Origin of the sequence: Rhodococcus sp. BH5, assembly GCF_027583855.1 — a bacterium.
Taxonomy (GTDB): Bacteria; Actinomycetota; Actinomycetes; order Mycobacteriales; family Mycobacteriaceae; genus Rhodococcus_F; species Rhodococcus_F qingshengii.
Genome location: NZ_JAJHVW010000001.1, coordinates 63,225 through 87,575, shown reverse-complemented (window position 1 = coordinate 87,575; position 24,351 = coordinate 63,225). Strand labels below are relative to the sequence as shown.

Genomic DNA, 24,351 nt, shown 5'->3' with positions numbered 1-24,351 from the left:
GCCGTCGACAGCAGCGACCGCCTCGAGGGCGACATCCCTGTCCTACGTGATCCCATCCTCGTTGCAGCTTTCGAGGGCTGGAACGACGCCGGTGACGCAGCCAGCGGTGCGGTCGAACATCTCGAGCTGATCTGGGATGCCCAGCCGCTCGCCGAACTCGATTCAGAGGACTACTACGACTATCAGGTCAACCGCCCCACAGTCCGGCAGGTCGACGGTGTCACTCGCGAAATCGTTTGGCCGGCAACACGTTTGTCGGTCTGTTCGCCTCCTGGCAGCGAGAGCGACATCGTCCTGCTTCGCGGGATCGAGCCCAACATGCGGTGGCGCAGTTTCTGCGAGGATCTGCTCGAGCTGATCGACCAACTGAACGTCAAGACGGTCGTCATCCTCGGCGCCCTGCTCGCCGATACTCCGCACACCCGACCGGTCCCGGTGACGGGCACGGCCTACAGCAGTGAATCCGCCGCCCGATTCAACCTGGAACAGACGCGGTACGAAGGCCCGACGGGCATCACCGGGGTTCTTCAGGACGAGTGCGTTCGTGCTGGTGTACCCGCTATTTCGTTCTGGGCGGCGGTTCCGCACTACGTCTCGCAGCCACCCAACCCGAAGGCCACAGTGGCCCTCCTTCAACGAGTCGAGGATGTTCTCGACATCGAGGTCCCACTCGGGGAGCTCCCGGCTCAGTCGGAGGATTGGGAGGAAGCGGTCAACGAAATGACCGCGGACGACGAGGAAATCGGCGAATACGTGCGCACCCTGGAAGAACGGGGAGACGCCGAAACCGACATCAGCGAAGCAATCTCCAAGATCGACGGCGATGCCATCGCCGCGGAATTCGAGCGCTACCTCAGACGGCGAGGCCCCGGCAGCTTCGGACTGTGAGCAAGAACACTCCAGAAGAAGGTGGAAGTACGCAGCGCCCACTGCGCCTCCGGCTTCAACTGATCGCGCTGTACGCCGGCGGGTTCCTCGGCCCGTTCGGCGGCGGCGTGGTTGCTTCGATCCTTCCCGAGATCGGTGACGATCTAGGGGTCGGTCCGTCGGCGGCCGCCTCTTCCCTCACCGCGTACCTGCTCCCCTTCGCCGCTCTGATGTTGGTGTCCGGGACGCTCGGGACGCGGTGGGGCAAGGTTCGGACGGTGCGCATCGCATACGGCGTCTACGTCCTCGCGTCGTTGGCATGCTTCCTCGCCCCGACACTCGAGATCTTCCTTGCCGCCCGGGTACTGCAGGGCTCCGCGAACGCATTCACCACGCCGCTACTGCTTGCCTCGTTGGCGGCCGCAACACCGCAGGCACGGCTGGGTCGAGCCCTCGGAGCCTTCGGCGCTTTCCAGGCCGCAGGGCAGTCGTCGGCTCCGTTGATCGGCGGACTGGCGGCCGAATTCGACTGGCGTCTGGCCTTTCTCGTCATCGCAGTGGTCGCGGGCATTCTGGGAGCCGTCGGACTTCCGAAGTCCAAAGCACCGGCAGCGACCACTCCCGCCCGTCTCCGCGATGCATTACGCCCCGAAGTGCTCCGCATCGGTATCGCTGCATTGCTCGGCTGGGGCGCCCTCGGTGGACTGAGCTTCCTGCTCGCCTTCCGCTTCGAAGACGAGTTCGGGCTGTCCCCCACCGTCCGCGGCCTACTGCTCACCGTCTTCGGCGTGGCCGGCATCCTCTCGGCCCGGCGCATCGGAATCCTCATCGATCGCATCGGCGCACGCTCCTCCGTGATGATCGGCGCCCTGGGCGGAGCAGTTCTGGTCTCCGTAGTCGGCCTTGCCGGCTTGGTGCCGGTGATCGCGATCGCATGGTTTGTCGCAGGCGTCGCGAGCCAGTTCGTGCTGGTCGGCGTCAACGCGGCGGTCCTCGGATCCGCGGGGCCGAACCGTGGCGGCGCCGTGTCCGTCGTCCAAGCGATGCGCTTCGGCGGCGCCGCTCTTGCTCCCCTGGCCCTGACACCGATTTACGACTCTTCGCCTGCCGCGAGCTTCCTGATCCCCGCACTACTGCTCGCCGTCGTCGCTCCCCTGATCATGCCGAAGCAACGCTGATCGGTCTCGGCAATTTCGAATTCGAAGTTGTGTAGGTAGTGAGTTTCTCGGGAAAGCGACCACCGTTGTCGTGAGGCTGTCAGGCCGAACATTATTCGGAAAATCTTGTGTTTCCGTCGTCGACAGATATTGATACCATTGGAACATGAGCGAATCTGAGTCGGAACCGGAACGGCCGATCGACATTTTTCGGCGATCGGTTGCCGTCATCGAAGAAAATTTGCCTCCTACCTGGTCTTTGTCGACGCAGCGCTCCCCCGACCTGTCCGAGGCGCCACTCCGACTCGACCTCCGCTCCCCTGACGGCTCGGTGGCCAAATTCGGCGTGTACGCCGCTCACGGTGTCCTGAGCAGCGACGTTCCCGGTATCGCCGATCGCTTCCCCACCGGTCAATCGGGCTTCGTGTGCGCAAAATATCTGTCCGAGCCGGTTCGCCGGCAGCTCGATTCCCACGCGATCTCGTACGCAGACGCCACGGGCAACGTGTCGTTGACCGCTGATCGACCCGCCGTCTGGGTGCGTGGACGCGGAGCCGACGCCGATCCGTGGCGGGGGCCCGGACGTCCTTCCGGACAGTTGACGGGCGATCCGTCAGCTCGCGTTGTGCGAGCGCTTGCCGATTTCGCGGCGCCACTGGCGATCACTGCCTTGGTGCGCCTGGCCGGTGCGTCGACGGGAGCAACCTATCGGGTGGTTCAGACACTGTCGGATCGTGAACTGGTGACCAGGCTCCCCCGCGGTGGGATCGGTGACGTCCGCTGGCCGAAGATGCTTCGTGAATGGGCGGCTGAGGCCGGGGCCAAAGCGCCGACGCCTCACGGCTTTCACGCGCCGGACGGGTTGGAAGCACTCTTCGATCAACTGCGTCAGCTCAGCGGTCACATCTACGCCGGTACCGCCTCGGTGGCCGCCGCACCCTTTGCTCGGTACGCGCCCACTCGACGTGCCCACTTCCATGCCGACAACGTCGATCAGTTCGCCGACGCTCTCGGACTACGGCGGGTGGAATCCGGCGGTGACGTGTGGATCACCGCTCCCCTCTCACCGTCTGCCTTCGACCGATTGCTCACCCGCGACGGCATCCGCATCGTCGCCCCCAGCCAAGCGTTCGCCGATCTGCTGGTCGGCCCGGACTCCGACGAGGCGGCGGCCGAGCACCTGCTCACGTGGATGATCGAGAACGAATCGCAGTGGAGACGCGCCGCATCCCCTGCTACGGATCGCCCGTAGGAAAAAGAGGGGGCGTCTCTCGCCTACCCTGTCATGGTGGAAGAAACGAGTGCGCCCGATTACGCCGCGTACGCCGACACCAATCGACTGAAGCTGTTTTCGTTCACGATCGCGGAAAAACGGGCCGAGTACCTCTGGGTACTTCGTGCCTTCGACCATGCTCGCGCCAACTACACCGTCCTGCTGCATGCCGGAGCCGTCGCGCACATCCTCGAGAAGATCGGTGGATCGGATCCGGCGGCCGATCTGTCGGCAGCAGAGGTCACTCCCCTGTTGGATCAGCTCCACGTGTGGGAGATCCTCGAGCGCAGCTACGACGGCACCCGCGCGGCCACGCTGGCCGAGTACCGCAATCGCCACTTCGTCTACCAGTTCGGTCAGGCCGGATACCAGGTCTATCGATCAGTCGAAGACGTTCTCGCCGCACGCCTGGACTCGGCGTCGCTCTCGCGTCTCGCTTTGCCGGACCTGCTCGCAGACATGTCCGAACTCGCCGAGGCCAACCGAAGCTCCGACGGCGATCTGATCTTCCGCAAGCTCAAGCGCCTCGACTCGACACTCTCCGACATGGCTGATCGCGCCGCGCACTTCTATCTGACCCTCGGGGACCTCGTACGGACCACGGAGATCACTCCGCAGGCTTTCCTCACGCACAAGGACGCTCTGCTCACGCACATGCGGGAGTTCAGCTCCGATCTGGCGCGCTACGCCCCCAAGCTCAAGGAAGCGATCGAGCACGTCGAATCCACCGGGGTCGATCGCATGATCCGCCTCGCCGCCGCCAGTGACGAACGGGTGTTCGTCCCGATCACCGAACGCGAAGACGACTGGGCTGCGCGTTGGCGAGGATTGACCGCCTGGTTCGTCTCCGCGGAATCGGGGATCAGCGAGTCCGAGCGTCTACGTGAGGGCACGATGAGCGCGATCGCCGCGGTTCTGGCGCTCCTTCGCCGCGTCACGGAAACCCGTCGCGGCGGCGTCAGCCGTGAGAGCCAGCTCCGGCACCTCGCCGGCTGGTTCGCCGCCACGCCGTCCGAAGACGCAGCTCATGCTCTGTTCCAGGCAGTGTTCGACCTCGGTCGTCCACGCCATCTCTCGATGGTGCATCCGGACGCCGACATCATTTCGCACTCACGCTCGTGGTGGGAGGCACCGCCGGTCGAGATCGCGCGAACACTCGCCGAAACCGGCCGCCCGCCCTCACCCGGCTTGCCGAGCAAAGTCGCCCGCAACGACGGCAGCATCCGCCGCCTGCGCGAAGAGCAATTGGCGGCGCAACGTACGCGCAGCGCCGCGGCGCAATCACTCGCGTCGAACGGCGTCTATCAGCGTGAACTCAACGAGCAGGAGACCGAAGTTTTGCTGAGTCTGCTCAATGCAGCACTGACCGCGCGCGTTCCGGTAGTAGGACGCGTCAAGAGCTCCACCGGTAGTGAGAACGGGGTGAAGCTGACGCTCAGTCCCTCGGACGGTTCGACCACCATCAAGACCGCCCGCGGGCGTATGCACCTCGACGGCATCGAGGTCAGTGTTCGATGAGAGCTCGCGAGATCACGCCCCTTGCCCTCGACTCGTATCAACGCGCGGCGCGAGTGATCCTGTCCAACCACCTGATCACCTCGACGTACCCGGATCGAATTGCGTTGCCGCTCTTGCGCCGTTGGGCCACCGAGCTGCGTGACGACCTACTCGAACTGTTCGGCTACCGCCTCGAGGTGACGGAGACCACCGCGCGCCTGTTCACGGTGTCGGATCGACTCAACCCGTCGGCACCGGCCCGAACTGCATCCGAGCGAACCTTCGATCGCACGCGTTACGCCTATCTGGCACTGTGCCTGGCCGCGTTGGGCCGCGCCGGGAACCAGATCACGTTGTCGGAGTTGGCCGATCACGTCGCGGCCGACGCTGCACAAGTCGACGGCGTCGAACTCTCCACCGATCGTGCGTCGGACCGCGACGCCTTCGTCGACGCAGTGGGCTGGCTCGGCGTCAGAGGCGCCATCGCACTCGCCGACGGTGACGCAAACGGCTGGGCGTCCAATCCCGAAGCGGGAGAAGCGCTCTACGACATCGACCGTTCCGTCGTCGTAGCCCTGTTCCGTCCGCCGCGCGCCCTGCAGCACCTGCACTCCATCCGCGGACTCCTGGCCACGGAGACCTCGAGCGCTGCCGAGGACGACGGAATTCCTGTGGACGCGAAAGAGATCGGACGCCGAGTGCGTCGGGCGCTGGTCGAGCGGCCGGTCGTACTGGCGGGTGAACTCGATCAGCACGAATTGATCGCCTTGGCGCAGCCCAAGACCGCGTCGGAAGTCGAACTACTGACGGGGTTGGTGGCCGAGCGTCGCGCCGAGGGAATCGCGATGATCGATCCCACCGGTCGCCTCTCCGACGTCCGCTTCCCGAGCACCGGAACTATCGCCCAGGTAGCTCTACTCCTCGCCGGCGAGATTGCCGACCGCGTACTCGACGTCGACGCTCCTGAACTGCCGAAACTTCCGATCCCGCACGTGTCGGACGATCACCTGATCGAACAACTCGATGCCGCCATCCCGGAGGCCGGGATCTTCGAGGACCTCGCCGACGAGGACGACGACTTCGTGTTGCCTGCCGGCGAACCGGCCGAGCCCCCGGAACCCGTCACGTACCCGAAAATCGACGACGACTGGCTCGCCGACAAGGTCAGCGAGTTGGTGGACCAGTTCGGACGCACGTTCGCAGCGCAATGGCAGGCCGATCACAACGGGCTGCGCAAGCAGGCGCTCGGGTTGCTGCAACGTCTGCGCCTGACGCATGCGGTCGACGGCGGCGTACTGGTGTTGCCCGTCCTTGCCCGGTACCGCGACGTCGTGGTCTCCGTGCGCGAACGCGATCCTCAGATCGACTTCGCGGTGGACAACTCCGCACCGGATCCGGTCGACGAATTCGGCCCCGAACCTTCCCCCAACGGCGAACTATCAGAGGTAGAGAACGTATGAGCAACGCCCGCTTCCGACCTACTCGGGCTGGAATCATCAACCTCTGGGATTACCGAGACCAAGAGTTCTCGTTCGCCGACGGTCGACTGGTTCTGCGGGGACCCAACGGATCCGGCAAGACCAAGGCCCTCGAGGTCCTGTTCCCGTTCGTCTTCGACGGCCGCATCGAACCGCGGCGCCTCAACCCGTTCGCCGGTGAAGAGCGCACGATGAAGTCCAACCTGCTCTACCGGGGCCAGGACAGCGCGCACTCCTACGTGTGGATGGAGTTCTGCCGCGGCTCCCTCGAAGATCCCGAGTCGGTGACCGTGGGAATCGGCATGCGCGCAACACGCACCAACGACAAGGTCACCCGCTGGTACTTCGTCGCCGACGGCCGCGTCGGAGTCGACTTCTCGCTGATCGGCAACGACGATCGTCCTCTCACCAAGAAGCAGTTGGCCGAACAACTCGGCAGCGATTCCATCACCGACCGTCCCCTCGACTACCGCACAGCCATCGACGCGCGAATGTTCGGTCTCGGTGTGCAGCGCTACGACCAGCTGATCAATCTCATTCTCACGCTTCGCCGCCCCCAGCTCGCGAAGAACCTCGACCCGAAGGGCCTTTCGCAGGCACTCACCGACGGTCTCCGTCCACTCGACGATCAGTTGGTCCTCGAAGCTGCGCGTTCGTTCAGCGACATGGAGGAAGTCGGCCGCGCGCTCGAGGGGCTCGCGGCCGCCGATCAGGCAGCCCAGAGTTTCATCGGGGTCTACACCAAGTACCTGCGTCAGCAGTCTCGCGGAGAGATCGAACAGGTCAGCACCCGCCTCGCAGCGGTCACCAGAGGTGTTGCCGCCATGGACGAGTGGTCGCTCGCCCAGACCCGCAGCCGTGAGGCGCGGGCAGCAGCCGAGGAGCGCTTCAACCAGGCCGAGCAGGCACTCGAGAACGCGCGCGCCAATGTCGAAGCACTGCAACGCTCGAGCGCGTACGAAGGCAAACAGCAACTCGACGACCTCGCCCAGGCCGTCGCGACGCTCAAGCTCTCGACCGAGCAGCAGGCAGACAAGTCCCGGAAAGCGCAGGCCGCACTTGCTCAACGCGGCGACGAAGCCGACAAGGCTGCATCGTCGGTCAAGCGTGCGGCCGAAGCACTCTCGCGCGCCGAGGACGAACTTCAGGCAGCAGCCGAGGACGCCGGCATCGTCTGGACTCCCCTGCCCGACGGCTCACGCAGTGACCAGATCACGGCAGCCGTCCGTGGCCATGCCGAGGAGCGTGACGGTGACGTACGCGTCGTCCGCACCGCACTGGCGACCGTCGAGAAGGCGGCGACCGAACGAACCCGGGCCGAAAACAGCTCTCGCCGTGGACAAGAGCTGCTCGAAGCGTCCAAGGCCGCGGTACTCGAGGGCGAAGCTGCCGTGGAACTCGCACGCAGTCAGTGCGCCAGCGGGCTGCGCGCGTGGTGGACCGATCACTCCTCCCTGTTTTCGGCTGTCGGCGCCGACACGTCGCTGTTCGAAGCTCTCGACGCGGCGCTCGCCGAGGTCGGCGACGAAGACGCTCCGGCGCTGTCCGCAGTTCTCGCCGAGCACACCGAGGCCGGCACCGAGACGCTGCGCGAGCGTCGACGTGAGGCCGAAGCTGAAATATCTGCATCACACGCCTCCATCGCGGCTCTCAAATCCGAGCGCAAGGCCGTCTCCGCGGAACACGACGACGCTCCGCCTGCCTTCCACGCACGCTCCGACAACCGCAATGAACTGGGTGGTGCACCGCTGTGGCAGTTGGTGCGCTTCGCCGATTCCGTCGAACCAGACGTGGCCACGGGAATCGAATCCGCACTCCAGGCGGCAAATCTGCTCGACGGCTGGGTCTGCCCGGACGAGAAGATTCCCGAGCACGTCAGCGAGCAGTTCCTGACGGCTCTGCCCGTCAAGCAGCGTCCGAAGGGACGAACGCTGGCCGACGTCCTCGAGGTCGAAGGCAATGCCGACGTACCCGACGCTCGGGTACAGGACATTCTCGCGTCGATCAGTCTTGTCGAGGCGCCAGGCGACTCCGATGCAAGCGTCGCGATCGGCGTCGACGGCCGCTTCTGGCAGGGCGTCGCGCGTGGCCGGCACGTCAAGGCCGATGCCGAGTACATCGGCACCACAGCACGGGCGCGTCGACGCGAGGCTCGGATCACCGAGATCGACGCGGCTCTGGAAGAACTTGCCGCGGCAGTCGATACGGCCAAGGCACTGGTGGCGCAGACCAACGAGCAACTGAGCCGGATCAACTCTGCGGCAAAGGAATTGCCGAAGACAGGTTCGATCCAGCGCGCACTCAAGACGGTCACCGAATCTGCCGGCGCACTCCGTACTCGCTCGGAGGCCACGGAAACGGCACAACGCGAACTCGATGCGGCGATCGCTGATCTCGCGGCGAAGGAAAAGCAACTCCGAGCGACGGCGTCGCAGCACCGGACCCCGCATATCGGCCGTGAACTCGACTCCCTCGCGGCGGCGATCCGTCATTTCGAGAAGCAGGGGGAACTGGCGCTGCGCTGCCGACGGGAGCATGCCAAGGAAGTCGAACTCGAACGCGAGTCTCGCGACCGTCTCGACGAATCACGCGCCAATGCGGAGGAATTCGCCGAGGAAGCCGCCATCGCCGAGGAGAGTCTGCTCCAGCAGGTGCAGCGTCTCGAGACGCTGCGCGACACCCTCGGTGCCAGCGCCGAGCAGATCGACCTGGACCTGGCAAAAGCCCGCGCGAAGATCGAAGAATGCAAGGTCGAACAGCGTGCGGCGCGAAAGGCGTACGACGCCGCCGTCCTCCAGATCGGCACGGCGGAGGGTGCGTACAACACTGCCGTGGAGACCTTGCGTCACACCCTGACCGAAACCCGCAGTGATGCAGAGCGACTCGCACCCTACGCGCGCCCGGACCTTCTCGAGTTGTTGGGCGTCAAGGAACATCTGAGCTGGCCGGCAAGTTCAGCGGCGTGGATGAGCCCCGATCAGTTGGTCTACCGCATCCAGAACGAAGATCGCAGCGAGGACGCAGCCCACCCGCCTGTCCTCCCCGAAGACGTCGACAAGTTGTACCGAGCGCTCGAGGCTGCGACCTCGGCAGTCCGAGTCACCGACGGCGCCCGAAAGGCAACCCGCACGGCACTGACCTCGGCGCTGCAGGACTTCGACGCGCAACTCGCAGCAGCCGGACAGGACTACCGTCTGCAGTGGGATGCACCGGATGGGCTGACCGTCGTACGAGTCCAGGACGATCAGGGCTATTCGTCGATCGGCGAGTTCGCAACGCGGATCCACGACGCTCGCGGCGATCAGGAGCAGTTGCTCACCGAATCCGAGCGTCGCATTCTCGAAGATGCCCTGTTGACCGGATTGGCTCAGCAGATCCACGAGCGCACGGTCGACGCACGCGAGTTGATCGCACAGATGGGCACCGAGATGCGTGAGCGTCGGATGTCCTCAGGCAATACCATCGGCGTTCACTGGGTGCTCGCCGACAACCTCGACGACAGCTCGCGGGCGATCTCCAAGCTGCTGGATCGAGACGCGTCGGCCCTCGGCGTCGATGAACTAGCTACTCTGCGAGCACATTTCGCGACGCAGATCCGTACCGCCCGCGCGGCGCACCCCGAACGCTCGTACCCGGAGATTCTGTCCTCGGCGCTCGACTACCGTCAATGGCGCGTGTTCTCGTTCACCCTCATCAGCGGTGAGGGCAAGGAAGACCGTCTTACCGTCGCGCGGCACAGCGCGCTGTCCGGTGGCGAGCAGTCCGTCTCGCTGCACCTTCCTTTGTTCGCCGCGGCGCACGTCATGTTGGACTCGGCCGACCCGCACGCCCCGCGTCTGCTGGCACTCGACGAGGCCTTCGCCGGTGTCGACGACAACGGTCGCAGCGAGCTTCTCGGCTTGAGCGTTCAGTTCGACCTGGACCTCTTCATGACCGGCTACGACCTGTGGATCACGTACGCAGACGTCCCCGGCTGTGCGCACTACGACCTCGCGCACTCCACGGCCGAACAGGCTGTCAGCGCCGCGCTGCTGGTCTGGTCGAACGGTGAGCTGCTCGCCGAGCACGACGGAACGGATCTGGCGAGGGCATTGGGCTCGCCGCTACGGCGCCGGGTGCCGACACCCGCCGAAGGTGCGTTGGACTACGCCTAGAAACTGCTGTGCGCCTTTATTAACCGCGGGCGGTTAATAAAGGCGCACAGCAGGGGTTCAGCGAAGCGAAATACCCAGTAGGGCGTCGACGGCATCGGCGAACTCGCCGGGTGCCTGCGTGTCGGATCCGCCGCCCTCGATGGCGCGGCGGGCCCAACCGTCGAGCGCGTCGAGCGCCTTCGGGGTGTCGAGATCGTCGGCCAGGTGCTGACGCAAACGCGCAACAGTGTCAGTGGCAGACGGCGCAGAACCGAGAGCTGCTGCCTCGCGCCACACCTTCAGGCGCGACTGAGCATCCGCGAGGACCTGATCGGTCCACGCGCGATCCTGGCGGTAGTGGCCGGACAGAAGTCCGAGACGGATTGCCGCTGGGTCCACCCCCTCGCCGCGCAGCTTGGAGACGAAGACGAGGTTTCCGCGACTCTTCGACATCTTCTCGCCGTCGAGACCGATCATGCCGGTGTGCACGTAGTGCCGCGCGAATCGGCGATCACCCGTTGCCGATTCGGCATGCGCAGCCGAGAACTCGTGGTGCGGGAAGATCAGATCGCTGCCACCGCCCTGGACGTCGAAGCCGGAGCCGATGCGGTTGAGTGCAATGGCCGCGCATTCGATGTGCCAGCCGGGGCGACCCGGTCCGAAGGGTGAGGGCCACGAGGGCTCGCCCGGACGCTCCGCACGCCAGACAAGTGCGTCGAGCGGATTGCGCTTTCCGACGCGATCGGGATCTCCACCGCGTTCGGCAAAGAACTTCTCCATCGTCGCGCGGTCGTAGCCCGACTCGTAGCCGAACTGCTCGGTCGCGTCGGCACGGAAGTAGACGTCGGGGAACTCCGCGTCGTCGACGATGTACGCGGCGCCGGACGCCACGAACTTCTCCACCAACTCGACTACTTCGTTCACCGATTCGACGGCGCCGATGTAGTCCTTCGGCGGAAGCACACGCAGCGCTTCCATGTCCTCGCGGAAGAGTGCCGTCTCACGCATGCCGAGGACGATCCAGTCCTCGCCGTCGCGATTGGCTCGCTCGAACAGCGGGTCGTCCACGTCGGTCACGTTCTGGACGTAGTGGACATCGTGTCCGGCGTCGCGCCAGATGCGGTTCACGAGGTCGAACGTGAGGTACGTGGCCGCGTGGCCGAGGTGGGTGGCGTCGTACGGGGTGATGCCGCAGACGTACATCGTCGCCTTCTCGCCCGGGGTGACGGGGCGAACCTGACGGTCGGCTGTGTCGTACAGCCGCAACGGCGGCCCCTGACCGGGAACGGACGGGAGTGCGGTATCGGACCAAGACTGCATGCTGCCGAGCCTAGTGGAGACTGCTCTGAGGCTGGGAAGGTGCTGGCTGATCCTGCTCTGGTTCGGGCGTCGACGCGAGCTTGCTCGGCCACCAGATCTTCTGACCGATGTCGTAGGTCAAGGCCGGGACCAGCAAGGATCGGACGATCAGAGCGTCGAGCAGGACACCGAACGCCACGATGAACGCGATCTGGGCGAGGAACAACAGAGGGATCACCGCCAACGCCGAGAAGGTTGCTGCCAGAACAACTCCGGCAGATGTGATCACCCCGCCGGTCACCGTGAGTCCCCGCAGAGCGCCCGCCCTGGTGCCGATCTTCAGCGCTTCCTCACGCACCCTCGTCATGAGGAAGATGTTGTAGTCGATTCCCAGAGCCACGAGGAACACGAACGCAAAGAGCGGGACCACCGGATCCGCGCCGGGGAAACCGAAGATGTGGTCGAACACCAGCGACGAAATGCCCAGTGTCGCAGCAAACGAGAGCACAACGGTGCCCATGAGAAGCAGCGGTGCGAGAAGCGAACGCAGCAAGAGCGAGAGAATCACGAACACCACGATGATCACCACGGGAATGATGAGTGTCCGGTCCCGTGTCGAGGTGGTCTTCGTGTCGAGGTCGGTCGCAGTGACGCCACCGACCAATGCGTCGGCGCCCTCCACTGAGTGAACTGCATCACGCAGTCGCACGATGGTGTCTTCGGCCTCGAGCGAGTCGGCAGCGTCAGTCAACGTCGCCTGCAGGGAGACTCGCCCGTCGACGACCAGTGGGGCTCCCCCGTTCTGCACGACGCTCACGTCGCTGACACCCTCGACGCGACTGGCTGCCGCAACGGCATCCACTTGGTCTGCATTCGCGATGACCACGGCCGGTGAACCCGAACCCGCGTCGAAGTGCTCGCCGAGAATCTCCTGGCCTGCAACCGAATCGACATCGAGCAAGAAGATGTCGGACGACGAGACACCGCTGGCTTTGAACTGCGGCATCATCATCGCGAAGATCACCAGCACCAGAGTCGACGCCACCCAGAAGCGGCGCGGATGCCTACCGATTCGAGCAGCGAGCCCGGCCCAGAACCGGTGATCGTTCGCCTCGTCGTGGTGCTCGCGGTCTGCATCGAACTTCGGCTTGGTCGGCCAGTACGCCGTCCTCCCGAACAGAACCAGGACAGCAGGTAGGAAGGTCATCGATGCGAGGAAGGACGCGGCGATACCGATGGCGGCCACCGGACCGAGTCCGCGGTTCGAGTTCAGGTCGGAGAGCAACAGGCACAGAACGCCCGCGATGACCGTTCCTGCAGACGCTGCGACAGGTTCGAGCGTCGCGCGCCACGCAGTGCGCATTGCTGCGTACTTGTCCTTCTCGATCCGCAATTCTTCCCGGTAACGTGAGACCAGCAGTAGCGCGTAGTCGGTGGCGGCACCGAACACGAGGATGAACAGGATGCCCTGGCTCTGACCGTTCAGTGCGATGACGTCCGCGTCCGCGAGCAGATACACGAGCAAGCTCGACAATCCGAGTGCGAAGATCGCCGAGAAGATCACCACGAACGGCAGGATCGGGCTTCGGTAAACGATGATCAGGATCACGATCACGACGGATCCGGCTACCAACAACAGCAATCCGTCGATACCGGCGAATGCTGCCGACAGATCCGCAACCTGCCCAGCGGGGCCCGTGACCTTGACTGTCAGTCCGTCAGGGCTCGACTCCAGCGCCGCGCGCAGCGCTTTCACGCTGTCCTTGACTTCGAGGGTGCTGTCGACCGGCAGGAACATCTGGAGTGCCTGGCCGTCGGCCGACGGGATCGGCGGCGATGAGGCGTCGCCGAATCCTTCGGTACCGACAAACGAATCGACGGTCTGGGAAAGGAAGGTGGAGTCGGCGGGCTCGAGGCCACCCGGTCGTTCCGCCACGATGATGGCCGGCACGAAGCGCGTGTCCGTGAAGCTCTCTTGAAGCTTTGCCACCTCGGTCGCTTCGGCCGACGCGGGCAGGAACGACGTGTTGTCGTTCTGCTGCACCGTGCTGAGCTTTCCGGCGAACGGACCGCCGAATCCTCCGATTGCCAGCCAGCCGATCACGAGGAGAGCTGGCACAATCCATCGAAGGCGACGAACAGGACGATTTTGTACTGGTGTGCTCACTGGGTCTCCAGGGATCGGCAGCAGAGGACTTGCCGACTATTTTGTTCAGCATGCTGAGTAATTGCAAACGGAAGGCAGAAAAATGAGCAGCGACGGCCTGGACGACTGGCCCACCGGCCGGCTGTTGTCCACCGCTGCACGCCTGGTGGAGCACTCGTGGGAGAAGGTCTTGCGGTCTCAGGACATGACGCACGCGGGCCTGATCGTGCTCCACTCGATCGCCGGTGGGGCGGCGTCTCAACGCGACATCGCGAAGAACGCCCGAGTCACCGATCAGACGATGAGCCGCACGATCGACCGTCTCGAACGAGCGGGTTACGTCACTCGTGACACCGATCCGAGGGACGAGCGTCGGCGCGTGATCGCGATAACCGACGCCGGAAGACTGACGTACGAGCGACTACTGACGCTCGAGAAGGAAGATGCGGCGTTGACCGTCGGCGTCGGGGATGTCGCCGCGCTGCGCGAACAACTACTGCGATTGGTTCGCTCACCCGGATTGACGGCAACTCGCGAACAGCAGGAAACGTCTCGCGACTAGAAGGCCGGCCAGGGAATCGTTCGATGGCCGTTCGGCTCAGGCATCACAGCGGACTCGGCGAACTGCATCGCCCGCACCGCCAAGGCCACGATTTCCTCTTCGGTGATCAGTTCGGACAACTCGTCGCCGAGATCCCCGTCGAGAGTTGTCGCGAATTCGGCGACGTCGGCGATCAAAGCACCGGGTACGGGCTGCCCGGCCCACCCCCACAACACGGTCCGCAGCTTGTTCTCCGAGTGAAGACAGATTCCGTGATCAACGCCGTACACCGAGCCGTCGACGCCTTCGAGGGCGTGACCACCTTTGCGGTCGGCGTTGTTGATGAGGACGTCCAGAACGGCCATTCGCTGCAGCCGTGGATCGTCCGCATGGATCAGGGAGACTGGTTCACCCTCCGAGTCGAAGGCCTGCAGGACCTCGAACCACCCCGGCGGAACGTTGCCGGGACTGCACAGGTCCACCATCTCGAGTCCGCCAGATCCATCCGCGCGGCGATCGACGGTGTCGATCCATCGCTGCACCATGCCTGGACCGAAGGGGCCGTCCCGCAACACTGTTCGCGGAATCACTCCCCAACCCAGCGCCTCGGACACGCGGTACGACGCGACCTCACGCCCCGCCAGAGTGCCGTCCGGGAAATCCCACAGTGGGCGTTCACCCCGCACCGGCTTGTAGACCACACGGGTGGACTGCTCCCCCAGAGTCGACTCACATACCAGCGTGGCGTTGCTCGCTGTGGTGATCTGACCGATCAGAGTCAGATCACCCTCGAGCAGCACGTCCGGCACACCAGGTTCGGACACGACGTCAGACCTCGTCGTCGTCTGCGTCGTCGATCGCGAAACCGAAGGACTCGCCGCGTCGGTACCCATTGGTGCGGATGCAGACGTGCCCCTCGGGCGCCAACGGTTCACCACACAGCGGGCACGGCGCGCGTCCCGCCGCGATGACGCGTTCGGACCGCAGCGAAAACTCGCGCGCTTGCTCCGGAGTCAGGAACACACGGACTGCGTCCGGACCGTCGTCGGCGTCGTCGAGGACAACCGATTCGTCGAACTCCGTCTCGCTGACGGCAAGCAGCTCCACGACGACCGCCCCGGCATCGGCGTCCCAACCGAGCCCCATCGTGCCGACCCGGAACTCCGCGTCGAGTGGTGTGACCAGCGGGCTGAGGTCGGAGACGTCGTCGGCTTGTGGCGGAACCTCGGTTCCGAAGCGTCGATGCACCTCTTCGAGGAGTAAGCCCATGCGATCGGCGAGAACCTGAACCTGCTGCTTCTCGAGCAGCACACTCACCACCCGTGATTCGTGCACGGCCTGGAGATAGAAAGACCTGTCACCGGGTTCGCCCACCGTTCCTGCGACAAATCGGTCAGGAGTGCGAAATACGTGAATCGCGCGCGACATTGCACCTCCTCGAGTTCGAGCAGAACATCACTGAATACCCATTATCCGTCACAGCTCACGCACCGACCTCTCCGCCGGGGACGGACTCCTGCGCGGGAGCCGAACCGTTGGTCGCGGCCTTCGCTGCACCGATCGCGGCGAGCACGTCTCCGGTGTCGTTGACGCGAAGAACGAACGGCAGTGTCGCCGTGTAGCGAATCACACTGACCGAGGCGGGCTCGGCGACGATGCGCTGGAACGAATCGAGATGCATCGCAAACGCGTCGGCGAGAACCGATTTGATGACGTCACCGTGCGTGCACGCGATCCAGACGACGTCCTTGCCGTGTTCTTCGGCCAGCCGTGCGTCGTGCTCTCGGATCGCGGCAACGGCTCGCGCCTGTACCTGGGCCAGCCCTTCACCGCCGGGAAACACTGCACCGGAAGCGTGGCGCTGCACCACTTTCCAGAGCGGTTCTTCCAAGAGTTCCTTGAGCGGGCGACCCGTCCAGTCGCCGTAATCGACCTCGATGAGGCGATCCTCGACCACCGGCGTCAGACCACGGTCGACGGCAATGGGGCCGACCGTCTGCTCACACCGCAACAGCGGCGAGCGGACGATCTCCGCGATGTCCAGACCGACCAGCCGATCGACGACGCCTTCGGCCTGTTTCCGGCCGTGGTCGTCGAGTTCCACACCCGGCGTTCGACCGGCCAGGGTATGGGCAGTGTTGGACGTCGACCGCCCGTGCCGCAGTAGGACAACTGTCATTCCACAACCCTAATGGGGCGGTGGCCGCACGGACGGGTGGTCGACGTCGAAACGGGCCCTATGTCGCGGACACGACCCCTGTGGCCAGCAACGCAAGGACGACTACGCCGAGAGCGATTCTGTATCCGACGAACCAGTACATTGAGTGATCGACAACAAATCGAAGCAGCCAGGCGATCGCTGCGTAACCGACCGCGAAGGCGATGACGGTTGCCACCAGCAACTGCGGACCGCTCGCGTTCAGACCCTCACCGGCCGGCTCGAAGGCATCCGGGAGGCTGAACAAACCGGAGGCGAGAACTGCCGGAATCGCCAACAGGAACGAGTAACGGGCTGCGGCCTCACGGGTGAGTCCGAGGAAAAGGCCGGCACTGATCGTGCCACCCGAACGTGAGACACCCGGGATGAGCGCGAGCGCCTGAGCCGAACCCATGATGATGCCGTCGCGCGCTGTGAGCGATTCGATCGGGCGCGTCTTGCGTCCGTAGTACTCGGCAGCAGCGATGACGAGCGCGAACACGATCAGCATCGTGGCAATCAGCCACAGATTGCGTGCGCCGGTACGGATCTGGTCTTTGAAGAAGAACCCGAGGATGCCGACCGGGATGGTGCCGATGATGACGTACCAGCCCATCCGGTAATCGAGATCGCCCCGGTGCTCGGCATTGAACACACCTCGGAACCAGGCAGTGATGATCCTCACGATGTCGCGTGCGAAGTAGATCAGGACCGCCAACTCGGTGCCGAGCTGCGTCACCGCGGTGAACGACGCGCCGGCGTCACTGCCGAAGAATATCTCCGACACGATTCGCAAATGTCCGGAAGACGAGATGGGCAGGAACTCGGTCAAGCCCTGCACGAGGCCCAGGATCACGGCCTGGAGCCAGGTCATCGCTTCGCCCATCACTCACCGATCCCGGCTGATTCGAATGGGGTTACTGCACACAGGTTTCGTGTGTCGGGTTCACGTTTCACCGGCGCCACGCTACCGGGGCCCACGGCGCCGCGCCGCGCCCGGCACGTCCGTGTCCGAATACCCCGACTCGAGGCGAGCGCCTACTAGTCTGCACGTGGTGAGATCTCTCGGGTGCCGCACTTGCGCACACGAGTCGGGCGCGAGATGCAGGCGGTTATGAAGCACAGATCTGTCGGAACGAGCGGACTTCGGGTCTCGCGACTTGGGCTCGGCACACTGACATGGGGACGCGACACGGACGGCGACGAGGCTGCTGCGCAGCTACTCGCGTTCGCCGAGGCCGGCGGAACCCTGGTCGACACCTCGCCCGCCTACGGCGCCGGTGCGGCGCAACGAATCCTCGCCGAGTTGCTCGACGACGTCGTTCCACGTGACGAACTCATCATCAGCTCGAGCGCCGGCATCGACCCCACACCGATCGGCACCGACCGCGTCGACTGCTCGCGGCGCGGATTGCTCCGCCAGCTCGACGCGACTCTTCGTGAACTCGGAACCGACTTCCTCGACATGTGGCAGGTCGCAACCTGGGATCCGCTCACGCCCGTCGACGAGGTTGCAGCAACCCTCGACTACGCCGTCTCGAGCGGCAAGGTGCGGTACGTCGGAGTGCGCGGCTACCTCGGCTGGCAGCTCGCGACGGCCGTAGGAGCCGGTGGCGCAACAACACTCGCCGCGACGCAGGCCGAGTACTCGTTGCTCGCACGCGGCGTCGAGGAAGAATTGTTCGCAGCGGCGGCCCATCACGGCGTCGGAGTGTTCGCCGCAGTACCCCTCGCGGGCGGTGTGCTGACCGGCAAGTACCGCGACGGCATTCCCGTCGATTCCCGCGGCGCCGACGAAGCACATTCGCAGGATGTGCAGAGCTATCTGACCGATTCCTCGATCCGGGTGGTCGACGCAGTCGTTACCGCTGCCGACGGTCTGGGTACTTCCCCACTGGCGGTGGCACTGGCCTGGGCGCGCGATCGCGCCGGGGTGGCCAGCGCCGTCGTCGGCACGCGTGATCTCGCCCAGTTGACAGGAGTACTGGCAACCGAAGAATTGGAACTTCCGAAAGCGATTGCCGCGGCTCTCGACGATGTGAGCGCTTGATCTGTCTCGCTGATCGAAATACCGGAGGTATCGCGTTGGCGAGGGCAGGCTAACCTAGTAGGCAACGCTTGACTACAGCCTCAGGAGAATCAATGACCACGCTCGACGTAGACAGCCTTTCCGCAGACGCAGGCCCAGCCTTCTCCGAACGAATCAAGACCGAGACGGACGCAGCACACCGCGAGACGGAGCAGTCGCGATTCGTAGGCGCACTACTCGGCGGTGAGCTGACCACGGCTGGCTACGCCGCACTTCTGGGACAGACGTACCTCGTCTACACGAGCCTCGAAGAGGCCGGCCGCACACACGCCGACAACGAGTTGGTCGCCCCGTTCCTGTCCGAGGATCTGTTGCGCGTGGCTTCACTCGAGGCCGATCTCGAGTTCCTCGGCGGACCGAACTGGCGCGACGAACTCGTGGCACTGCCGGCAACCGAGCGCTACATCGCCCGCCTGAAGGAGGTGGCGTTCGACTGGCCTGCCGGCTTCGTCGCACATCACTACCTTCGGTACATGGGCGATCTCTCGGGCGGACAGATCATCCGCCGGATGCTCGAACGCGCCTACGGATTCGAGACCGACGGACTTCGCTTCTACATCTTCGAAGGCATCCCCAAGCCGAAGCCTTTCAAGGACGACTACCGCTCGAATCTGGATGCACTGCAGATTCCTGCCGAGGAACAGCAGCGTTTCATCGACGAGGTGAATCTGGCGTACCGCCTCAACGGCGACTTGTTCGCCGACCTCGAAGGCGACATCGAGAGCTACCTCGTCAAATGATGAAGCGCTTGGCCGCGGCGGCTCTGGTCGCAGCAGCCGGTTTCGGTCTGGTGGCTTGCGGGTCCAGCGACACTCCGACGACATCTCAGGGTGCCAGGACCGCGGTACTCGAAGATTCCAGCCCGGTTCCCGTGTCCGACAACCCGACCGCGACACTGCCCGTGACGGTGAAGAGCTTCGACGGCGTCGACGTGACCATCACCGACAACAGCCGGATTGTTGCGGCCGACCGCTACGGGACGCTCGCGACGACGACGGTGGCGCTCGGCCTCGGTGACAATCTCGTCGGCCGCGACACCGCCGCCAAGTTCCCCGCAGTCGCGGACGTGCCGGTTGTCACGGTCGGCGGCCAATCGCTCAACACCGAGGCAATTCTCGACCTCAATCCCACCGTTGTTCTCACCGACACCAGTATCGGGCCCAAGAGCGTCCAGGATCAGTTGCGCGCCGCCGGTGTTCCCGTCGTCTTCTTCGATCCGACCCGAACACTCGAGGGTGTGCCAGGACAACTCCAGGCCGTCGCCGACGCGCTCGGCGTCCCCGCCCAGGGCGCGGCGCTGGTCGATCGGACCGAATCGGAAATCGCTGGAGCTCGTGACCTGGTCCCCACCGAGGGCGATCCACTGAAAATCGCATTCCTCTACATGCGCGGATCGGCCATCACCATGATCGGCGGTGAAGGGTCCGGAGCAGATTCCTTGATCGAGGCACTCGGCGCCACCGATGCAGGAACCGCCTCGGGCATCACACAACAGTTCGTGCCCATCACCAGCGAAGCGCTCATCGCCGCAGCGCCTGACGCCCTGCTGATGATGACGGACGGATTGGCATCGATCGGCGGAATCGACGGCCTCGAAAAGGTCCCTGGCATCGCGCAGACGCCGGCTGGAAAGAACAAACGAGTAGTCGACATGGCGGACGGTGTACTGCTCAGCTTCGGGCCCAACACCGGACGCGTCATGGCGGCACTCGCCGAAGCGATCTACGAGCCCGGTGGATCGTGAGCAAAGATTCGTGAGTGCTGATTCGTGAGTACAGAGACAGGTAGTTCCGAAGCAGGTAAGACTGTGTCGGCCGAGGATTCACACGACGTCGGGGGCGCCGACAAGTCGGCGTCTGCCCCCGCGTCGCGGTCGCGGGTGAGTGCGGTTCTGGTCAGCTTGACTCTCGCCCTGGTGATCGTCGCGGTGCTGTCGGCGTGCATCGGTCAAGTTCCGACGTCGCCACTCGAGGTTTTGGGCAGCATCCTGCATCGCATCGGGCTCGACCTCGGTCCGATGCCCGCCCATCCCAGCGGTGAAGTGACTTTGTGGGAGGTTCGATTCCCCCGCGTCGTGCTCGCCATCTGTGTCGGCGCGGCGCTGGGATGTTCCGGTGCGCTCCTGCAGGGTGTGTTCTCCAATCCGCTCGCAGAACCCGGAGTGATCGGAGTGTCTGCGGGCGCGGCAGTTGGCGCGAGTGCTGTCATCGTCGTCGGGGGAACGTTCGTGGCCGGCTGGGCCGTTGCTGCGGCTGCGTTCGTCGCCGGGCTGGTCACCACCGCGGCGGTCTACCTGCTGGCTCGGCACGAAGGCCGAACGGAAGTAGTGACGTTGGTGCTGACGGGCGTCGCGATCAACGCGTTCGCCGGCGGGCTCATCGCGTTCTTCACCTTCGTCGCCAGCCCGTCCGCTCGCGATCAGATCGTGTTCTGGCAACTCGGCTCACTCAACGGCGCTTCCTGGAACGCAGTCCTGATCGTGGCGCCGATGACCGTCGTCGGGATCGCCGCGACCACGATGATCGCCCCACGTCTCGACCTGCTGGCGCTCGGTGAACACGCGGCCCGTCATCTGGGCGTCAACGTCGAACGGCTTCGCCAGTTCGCGGTACTGATCGTCGCTCTCTTGGTCTCGGCGAGTGTTGCCTTCACGGGAATCATCCTCTTCGTCGGCCTGGTCGTTCCGCACCTGATGCGCATTCTCGTCGGACCTGGCCACCGCGCGCTGATTCCGGCGAGCGCCCTCGCCGGCGCACTGGTTCTGCTTGTCGCAGATCTGGGCTCGCGGTCGCTGATCGACAACGCAGACCTGCCCCTCGGAATGCTGACCGCTCTGGTGGGCGGCCCCTTCTTCTTCTGGCTTCTCCGACGCACGCGCGCGCAACAGGGCGGGTGGGCATGAGCAGCCTCGTAAGAAACTGGCGCGAACTGTTCGGCCGCGTCACCCCCGAACCGAAGAGCCCAGCCGTCGGTGATGTCACCCTCGAGGCGCGCGACATCACAGTCGAACGCGGTGGTCGGCAGATTCTGGAAGGCGTGTCCATCGAAGTCCGGGCAGGCGAGCTAGTCGTTCTCGTCGGACCGAACGGCGCCGGTAAGTCGACTCTTCTTGCGGCGTTGGCCGGTGATCAGCCCGTCATCGCTGGGCGGGTGGACGTTGACGGCACCGACCTCACTCAGTGGTCGCCGATCGACATGGCGCGCCGACGCGCGGTGCTCCCCCAGAAACACACCATCGGATTTTCGTTCAGCGCTCGCCAGGTGGTTCGTATGGGACGTGCGCCATGGACCGGAACTCGCCGAGAAGACCGCGACGGCGCTGCTATCACCGCGGCGATGAAGACCTGCGATGTCGAGGGGTTCGCCAATCGGCCGTTCGCCGTGCTGTCCGGCGGCGAGCAAGCGCGGGTCGCGCTGGCCCGGGTACTGGCACAGGAAACGTCGACCATCCTGCTGGACGAGCCGACTGCAGCTCTCGATCTCGGACACCAGGAAGCGGTGATGTCCGTGGCGCGCGCTCGCGCTGCGGACGGCGATGCCGTCGTCGTCGTTTTGCACGACCTCGCGTTGGCAGCGGCGTACGCGGATCGGATCGTCGTGCTCGAAAACGGCCGCATCGCCGCTGACGGTCCCCCGGAATCGGTGTTGCACGAAGAGCTTCTGACCCGCGTCTACGGTTATCCGGTCGAGGTCTTCCCGCATCCGACAACCGGAGCAACGCTGGTCATCCCGCGCCGAGAATTCACCGAACAGAATCGATGATCGATCCCAGCCTGTTCAGGACGGCTCTCACCGTCGGCAGGCTGCGACCGTCGCTCTCACGAACTCCGTCACCGGGACCGGGCTGTGACCAATCAGCCTCCGTGGACAGAACTGCGTCGCGGACCACACCGGCGATGCTTCGCTCGTCGGTCAGATCGATGTCGGTCACCGATCGCTCCGCGGTGGCGACAACGTCTGCAGGGGTCGGCACACTGTGCTCGCAGTATTCGCCGTATACCTCGACGAACAGCATGCTCTTTCGTACGCGGAACGCGAAAGTTCGACCGTCGGACCTGCCGAAACCGTGTGCATGGGCGCCGACGGTGAGGTCCTCGATCTCGAAGCCCGGCCGCGCCGGTTCGGGCGACTGCGCGCCGGAATCGGTGGGTTCTGTGGGAATCACAATGATCTCCTCGGTGATTGCAGCGTCAACCGCAATCGCTGTTCGTACGGTATCGCGTCAAGGGTGTGAGCGGAATGGTCGGTAGTTCCTCGACGCGATGAACGGCGCCCGACTGCGATCAGGGATGATCGATGACAGTCGCACTGCGTGAAGAACAGATGACAAGAAAAAGAGGAACTACACATGGCTCGCCTAGGGATCCGCACCACTGCAGCAGCAATGGGGGCGGCGGTTCTGCTGGTCACAGGATGTTCTTACGGAGATGGCGGAGACGACCTCATCACGATCGATCCCGCAACGGCAGCGGTCTCACCGGCCACCATCAGTACCCCGGACGGCGTGGTTCACCCGTATTCAGGTCTGATCGATTCCATCACATTCGACCCGATCACGCGTAGCGCTGTAGTGGTTGCCAACGACCCCCGTTCGGTGCTGGTCGTTCCTTCGGACGGTTTGGCCGGCGCCGACCCCGCCTCTGCAGGCCGTCCAACAGCCCTGGATTCCGACGTACGCGACGTTTCGATCGGCTCTGACGGTAGCGCTCTTCTGTCGATGGATCGCCAGGTCGTGAAGCTGAATCTGACTTCGGGCGAACAGACGTCCATCCCGGTAGACGGGCAGGCGAATTCAGCGGTCGAACTCAACGACGGCCGCATCGCGATCGGCACGGACAATGGTTCAGTTCACATCGTCGACCCGAAGACCGATCAGTCACAGACGGTTTCGGGATTCGCATCCGTCGACGAACTCGCGGTCACCGGCGACAACCTGAGCGCCCTCGATCACCGTCAGACCTCGTTGACGGCGATCAACCTCGAAGACGGCAAACTCGGCGTCGCTCTCCGCGCCGGTGAGGGCGCAACTCATCTGGCCACCGATCGCTTCGGACGCATTCTGGTCACCGACACCACCGGCAACGAACTGCTCGTCTTCACTGCCGATCCGCTCCTGATGCACCAGCGCTACCCCGTCGGCGAGTCGCCGTACGCCGTTGCCTACGACGAGACCGCGGATCGGGTGTGGGTGACACTGACCGCGACCAATGAAGTGGTCGGCTTCGATCTGTCGTCCGGCATCCCCGTGGAGACCGGACGGTTCAAGACGGTGCGACAGCCGAATTCGTTGGCCGTAGACTCTTCCAACGGCAATCTGATCGTCGGATCGGCAACCGGTGACGGGCTGCAGGTCATCCCGTCACGGGAGAACTGATGGAAAAGCGAGCGCGCGGGATCCCCGCGCAGTGGGAGACGTCGGACGACAAGTTCGACTATGTGCCCCTTCGACTACCGCCGAACGTTTCGCGGGTCACGGCGTCGATGCGTCTGGCGATCTCCGCCGAGTTCGGCGGATGGGAACTCTCCCGAGTCCGTCTCTACCCCGACGGCAGTCGTCGCGTGCTCCTCAAGCGAAAGAAGACGCCGCTGCACGTGACCGATCCGGACGGCATTCAGCACTGATCGTCCAACAGACGACCAGAGCCCGCCGCTGACAAAATCACACCATCGAAGA

At 64.6% G+C, this 24,351-nt stretch carries 21 protein-coding genes; 14 read left to right on the top strand and 7 right to left on the bottom strand.

The window, feature by feature from the left end:
* The first annotated feature begins 33 nt into the window (after positions 1–33).
* The 6 genes from RhoBH5_RS00415 to RhoBH5_RS00390 all read left to right on the top strand — a co-directional run bounded on the left by RhoBH5_RS00415 (position 34) and on the right by RhoBH5_RS00390 (position 10,426).
* Positions 34–888: a PAC2 family protein gene (locus RhoBH5_RS00415; RefSeq protein WP_223257810.1), complete on the top strand. Its 855-nt coding sequence runs from the start codon at positions 34–36 to the stop codon at positions 886–888.
* Positions 885–2,045, top strand: coding sequence for an MFS transporter (locus RhoBH5_RS00410; protein WP_047270512.1), 1,161 nt, complete (start codon positions 885–887; stop codon positions 2,043–2,045). Before RhoBH5_RS00415 ends, RhoBH5_RS00410 begins: the two co-directional genes overlap by 4 nt.
* 145 nt (positions 2,046–2,190) lie before the next feature.
* Positions 2,191–3,276, top strand: coding sequence for a hypothetical protein (locus tag RhoBH5_RS00405; RefSeq protein ID WP_007733759.1), 1,086 nt, complete (start codon positions 2,191–2,193; stop codon positions 3,274–3,276).
* Between the two features lie 33 nt (positions 3,277–3,309).
* Positions 3,310–4,815 (top strand): TIGR02677 family protein, encoded by a 1,506-nt coding sequence (locus RhoBH5_RS00400; protein ID WP_007733760.1) that lies wholly within the window; start codon positions 3,310–3,312, stop codon positions 4,813–4,815.
* Positions 4,812–6,254: a TIGR02678 family protein gene (locus RhoBH5_RS00395; protein ID WP_003946167.1), complete on the top strand. Its 1,443-nt coding sequence runs from the start codon at positions 4,812–4,814 to the stop codon at positions 6,252–6,254. The genes RhoBH5_RS00400 and RhoBH5_RS00395 overlap by 4 nt, the downstream gene beginning before the upstream one ends.
* Positions 6,251–10,426, top strand: coding sequence for a TIGR02680 family protein (locus RhoBH5_RS00390; RefSeq protein WP_270007842.1), 4,176 nt, complete (start codon positions 6,251–6,253; stop codon positions 10,424–10,426). Before RhoBH5_RS00395 ends, RhoBH5_RS00390 begins: the two co-directional genes overlap by 4 nt.
* Before the next feature lie 57 nt (positions 10,427–10,483).
* Here the strand turns inward: RhoBH5_RS00390 and mshC are convergent, their stop codons facing one another.
* Positions 10,484–11,725, bottom strand: coding sequence for a cysteine--1-D-myo-inosityl 2-amino-2-deoxy-alpha-D-glucopyranoside ligase (mshC, locus tag RhoBH5_RS00385; protein WP_003946190.1), 1,242 nt, complete (start codon positions 11,723–11,725; stop codon positions 10,484–10,486).
* 10 nt (positions 11,726–11,735) lie between these two features.
* Entirely contained in the window at positions 11,736–13,826 is a 2,091-nt protein-coding gene (locus RhoBH5_RS00380) for an MMPL family transporter (protein WP_225320402.1), read from the bottom strand.
* A 127-nt stretch (positions 13,827–13,953) separates the two neighbouring features.
* Here RhoBH5_RS00380 and RhoBH5_RS00375 point away from each other — a divergent pair, with 127 nt between their 5' ends.
* Positions 13,954–14,412 (top strand): MarR family winged helix-turn-helix transcriptional regulator, encoded by a 459-nt coding sequence (locus RhoBH5_RS00375; protein WP_042450996.1) that lies wholly within the window; start codon positions 13,954–13,956, stop codon positions 14,410–14,412.
* Here RhoBH5_RS00375 and RhoBH5_RS00370 read toward each other — a convergent pair.
* Genes RhoBH5_RS00370 through RhoBH5_RS00355 form a run of 4 tightly spaced genes read right to left on the bottom strand, consistent with a single transcriptional unit; the run spans position 14,409 to position 17,474 of the window.
* Positions 14,409–15,215, bottom strand: a complete 807-nt coding sequence (locus RhoBH5_RS00370) for an SCO1664 family protein (RefSeq protein ID WP_003946172.1) — start codon at positions 15,213–15,215, stop codon at positions 14,409–14,411. The two genes, RhoBH5_RS00375 and RhoBH5_RS00370, sit on opposite strands and share 4 nt — an antisense overlap.
* Before the next feature lie 4 nt (positions 15,216–15,219).
* Positions 15,220–15,819, bottom strand: a complete 600-nt coding sequence (locus tag RhoBH5_RS00365; protein WP_003946200.1) for a DUF3090 domain-containing protein — start codon at positions 15,817–15,819, stop codon at positions 15,220–15,222.
* A 55-nt stretch (positions 15,820–15,874) separates the two neighbouring features.
* Positions 15,875–16,570 (bottom strand): histidine phosphatase family protein, encoded by a 696-nt coding sequence (locus tag RhoBH5_RS00360; RefSeq protein WP_003946173.1) that lies wholly within the window; start codon positions 16,568–16,570, stop codon positions 15,875–15,877.
* A gap of 58 nt (positions 16,571–16,628) precedes the next feature.
* On the bottom strand, positions 16,629–17,474 hold the full coding sequence (locus tag RhoBH5_RS00355) for an undecaprenyl-diphosphate phosphatase (protein WP_030537531.1): 846 nt from the start codon (positions 17,472–17,474) through the stop codon (positions 16,629–16,631).
* A gap of 228 nt (positions 17,475–17,702) precedes the next feature.
* On the opposite strand from RhoBH5_RS00355, the gene RhoBH5_RS00350 reads away from it, so the two are divergent.
* The 5 genes from RhoBH5_RS00350 to RhoBH5_RS00330 all read left to right on the top strand — a co-directional run bounded on the left by RhoBH5_RS00350 (position 17,703) and on the right by RhoBH5_RS00330 (position 22,439).
* Positions 17,703–18,638, top strand: a complete 936-nt coding sequence (locus RhoBH5_RS00350; RefSeq protein ID WP_003946175.1) for an aldo/keto reductase — start codon at positions 17,703–17,705, stop codon at positions 18,636–18,638.
* Positions 18,639–18,730: 92 nt separating this feature from the next.
* Complete coding sequence (locus tag RhoBH5_RS00345) at positions 18,731–19,417, top strand: biliverdin-producing heme oxygenase (protein WP_003946162.1); 687 nt, start codon at positions 18,731–18,733, stop codon at positions 19,415–19,417.
* Positions 19,414–20,421, top strand: coding sequence for a heme/hemin ABC transporter substrate-binding protein (locus tag RhoBH5_RS00340; RefSeq protein WP_042924733.1), 1,008 nt, complete (start codon positions 19,414–19,416; stop codon positions 20,419–20,421). The genes RhoBH5_RS00345 and RhoBH5_RS00340 overlap by 4 nt, the downstream gene beginning before the upstream one ends.
* Before the next feature lie 63 nt (positions 20,422–20,484).
* A complete protein-coding gene (locus RhoBH5_RS00335; RefSeq protein WP_270008052.1) occupies positions 20,485–21,579 on the top strand; it encodes a FecCD family ABC transporter permease in 1,095 nt (364 codons plus the stop codon).
* Positions 21,576–22,439, top strand: coding sequence for a heme ABC transporter ATP-binding protein (locus tag RhoBH5_RS00330; RefSeq protein ID WP_007733386.1), 864 nt, complete (start codon positions 21,576–21,578; stop codon positions 22,437–22,439). The genes RhoBH5_RS00335 and RhoBH5_RS00330 overlap by 4 nt, the downstream gene beginning before the upstream one ends.
* Here RhoBH5_RS00330 and RhoBH5_RS00325 read toward each other — a convergent pair.
* On the bottom strand, positions 22,420–22,842 hold the full coding sequence (locus RhoBH5_RS00325; RefSeq protein ID WP_042924727.1) for a hypothetical protein: 423 nt from the start codon (positions 22,840–22,842) through the stop codon (positions 22,420–22,422). The genes RhoBH5_RS00330 and RhoBH5_RS00325 overlap by 20 nt on opposite strands.
* 183 nt (positions 22,843–23,025) lie before the next feature.
* Here RhoBH5_RS00325 and RhoBH5_RS00320 point away from each other — a divergent pair, with 183 nt between their 5' ends.
* Both RhoBH5_RS00320 and RhoBH5_RS00315 read left to right on the top strand, forming a co-directional pair.
* Positions 23,026–24,051 (top strand): hypothetical protein, encoded by a 1,026-nt coding sequence (locus RhoBH5_RS00320; RefSeq protein ID WP_270007841.1) that lies wholly within the window; start codon positions 23,026–23,028, stop codon positions 24,049–24,051.
* Positions 24,051–24,299 carry a DUF5703 family protein gene (locus RhoBH5_RS00315; RefSeq protein ID WP_007733391.1) on the top strand — a complete coding sequence of 83 codons (249 nt, stop codon included), beginning with the start codon at positions 24,051–24,053 and terminating at the stop codon, positions 24,297–24,299. The genes RhoBH5_RS00320 and RhoBH5_RS00315 overlap by 1 nt, the downstream gene beginning before the upstream one ends.
* Positions 24,300–24,351: the final 52 nt, after the last annotated feature.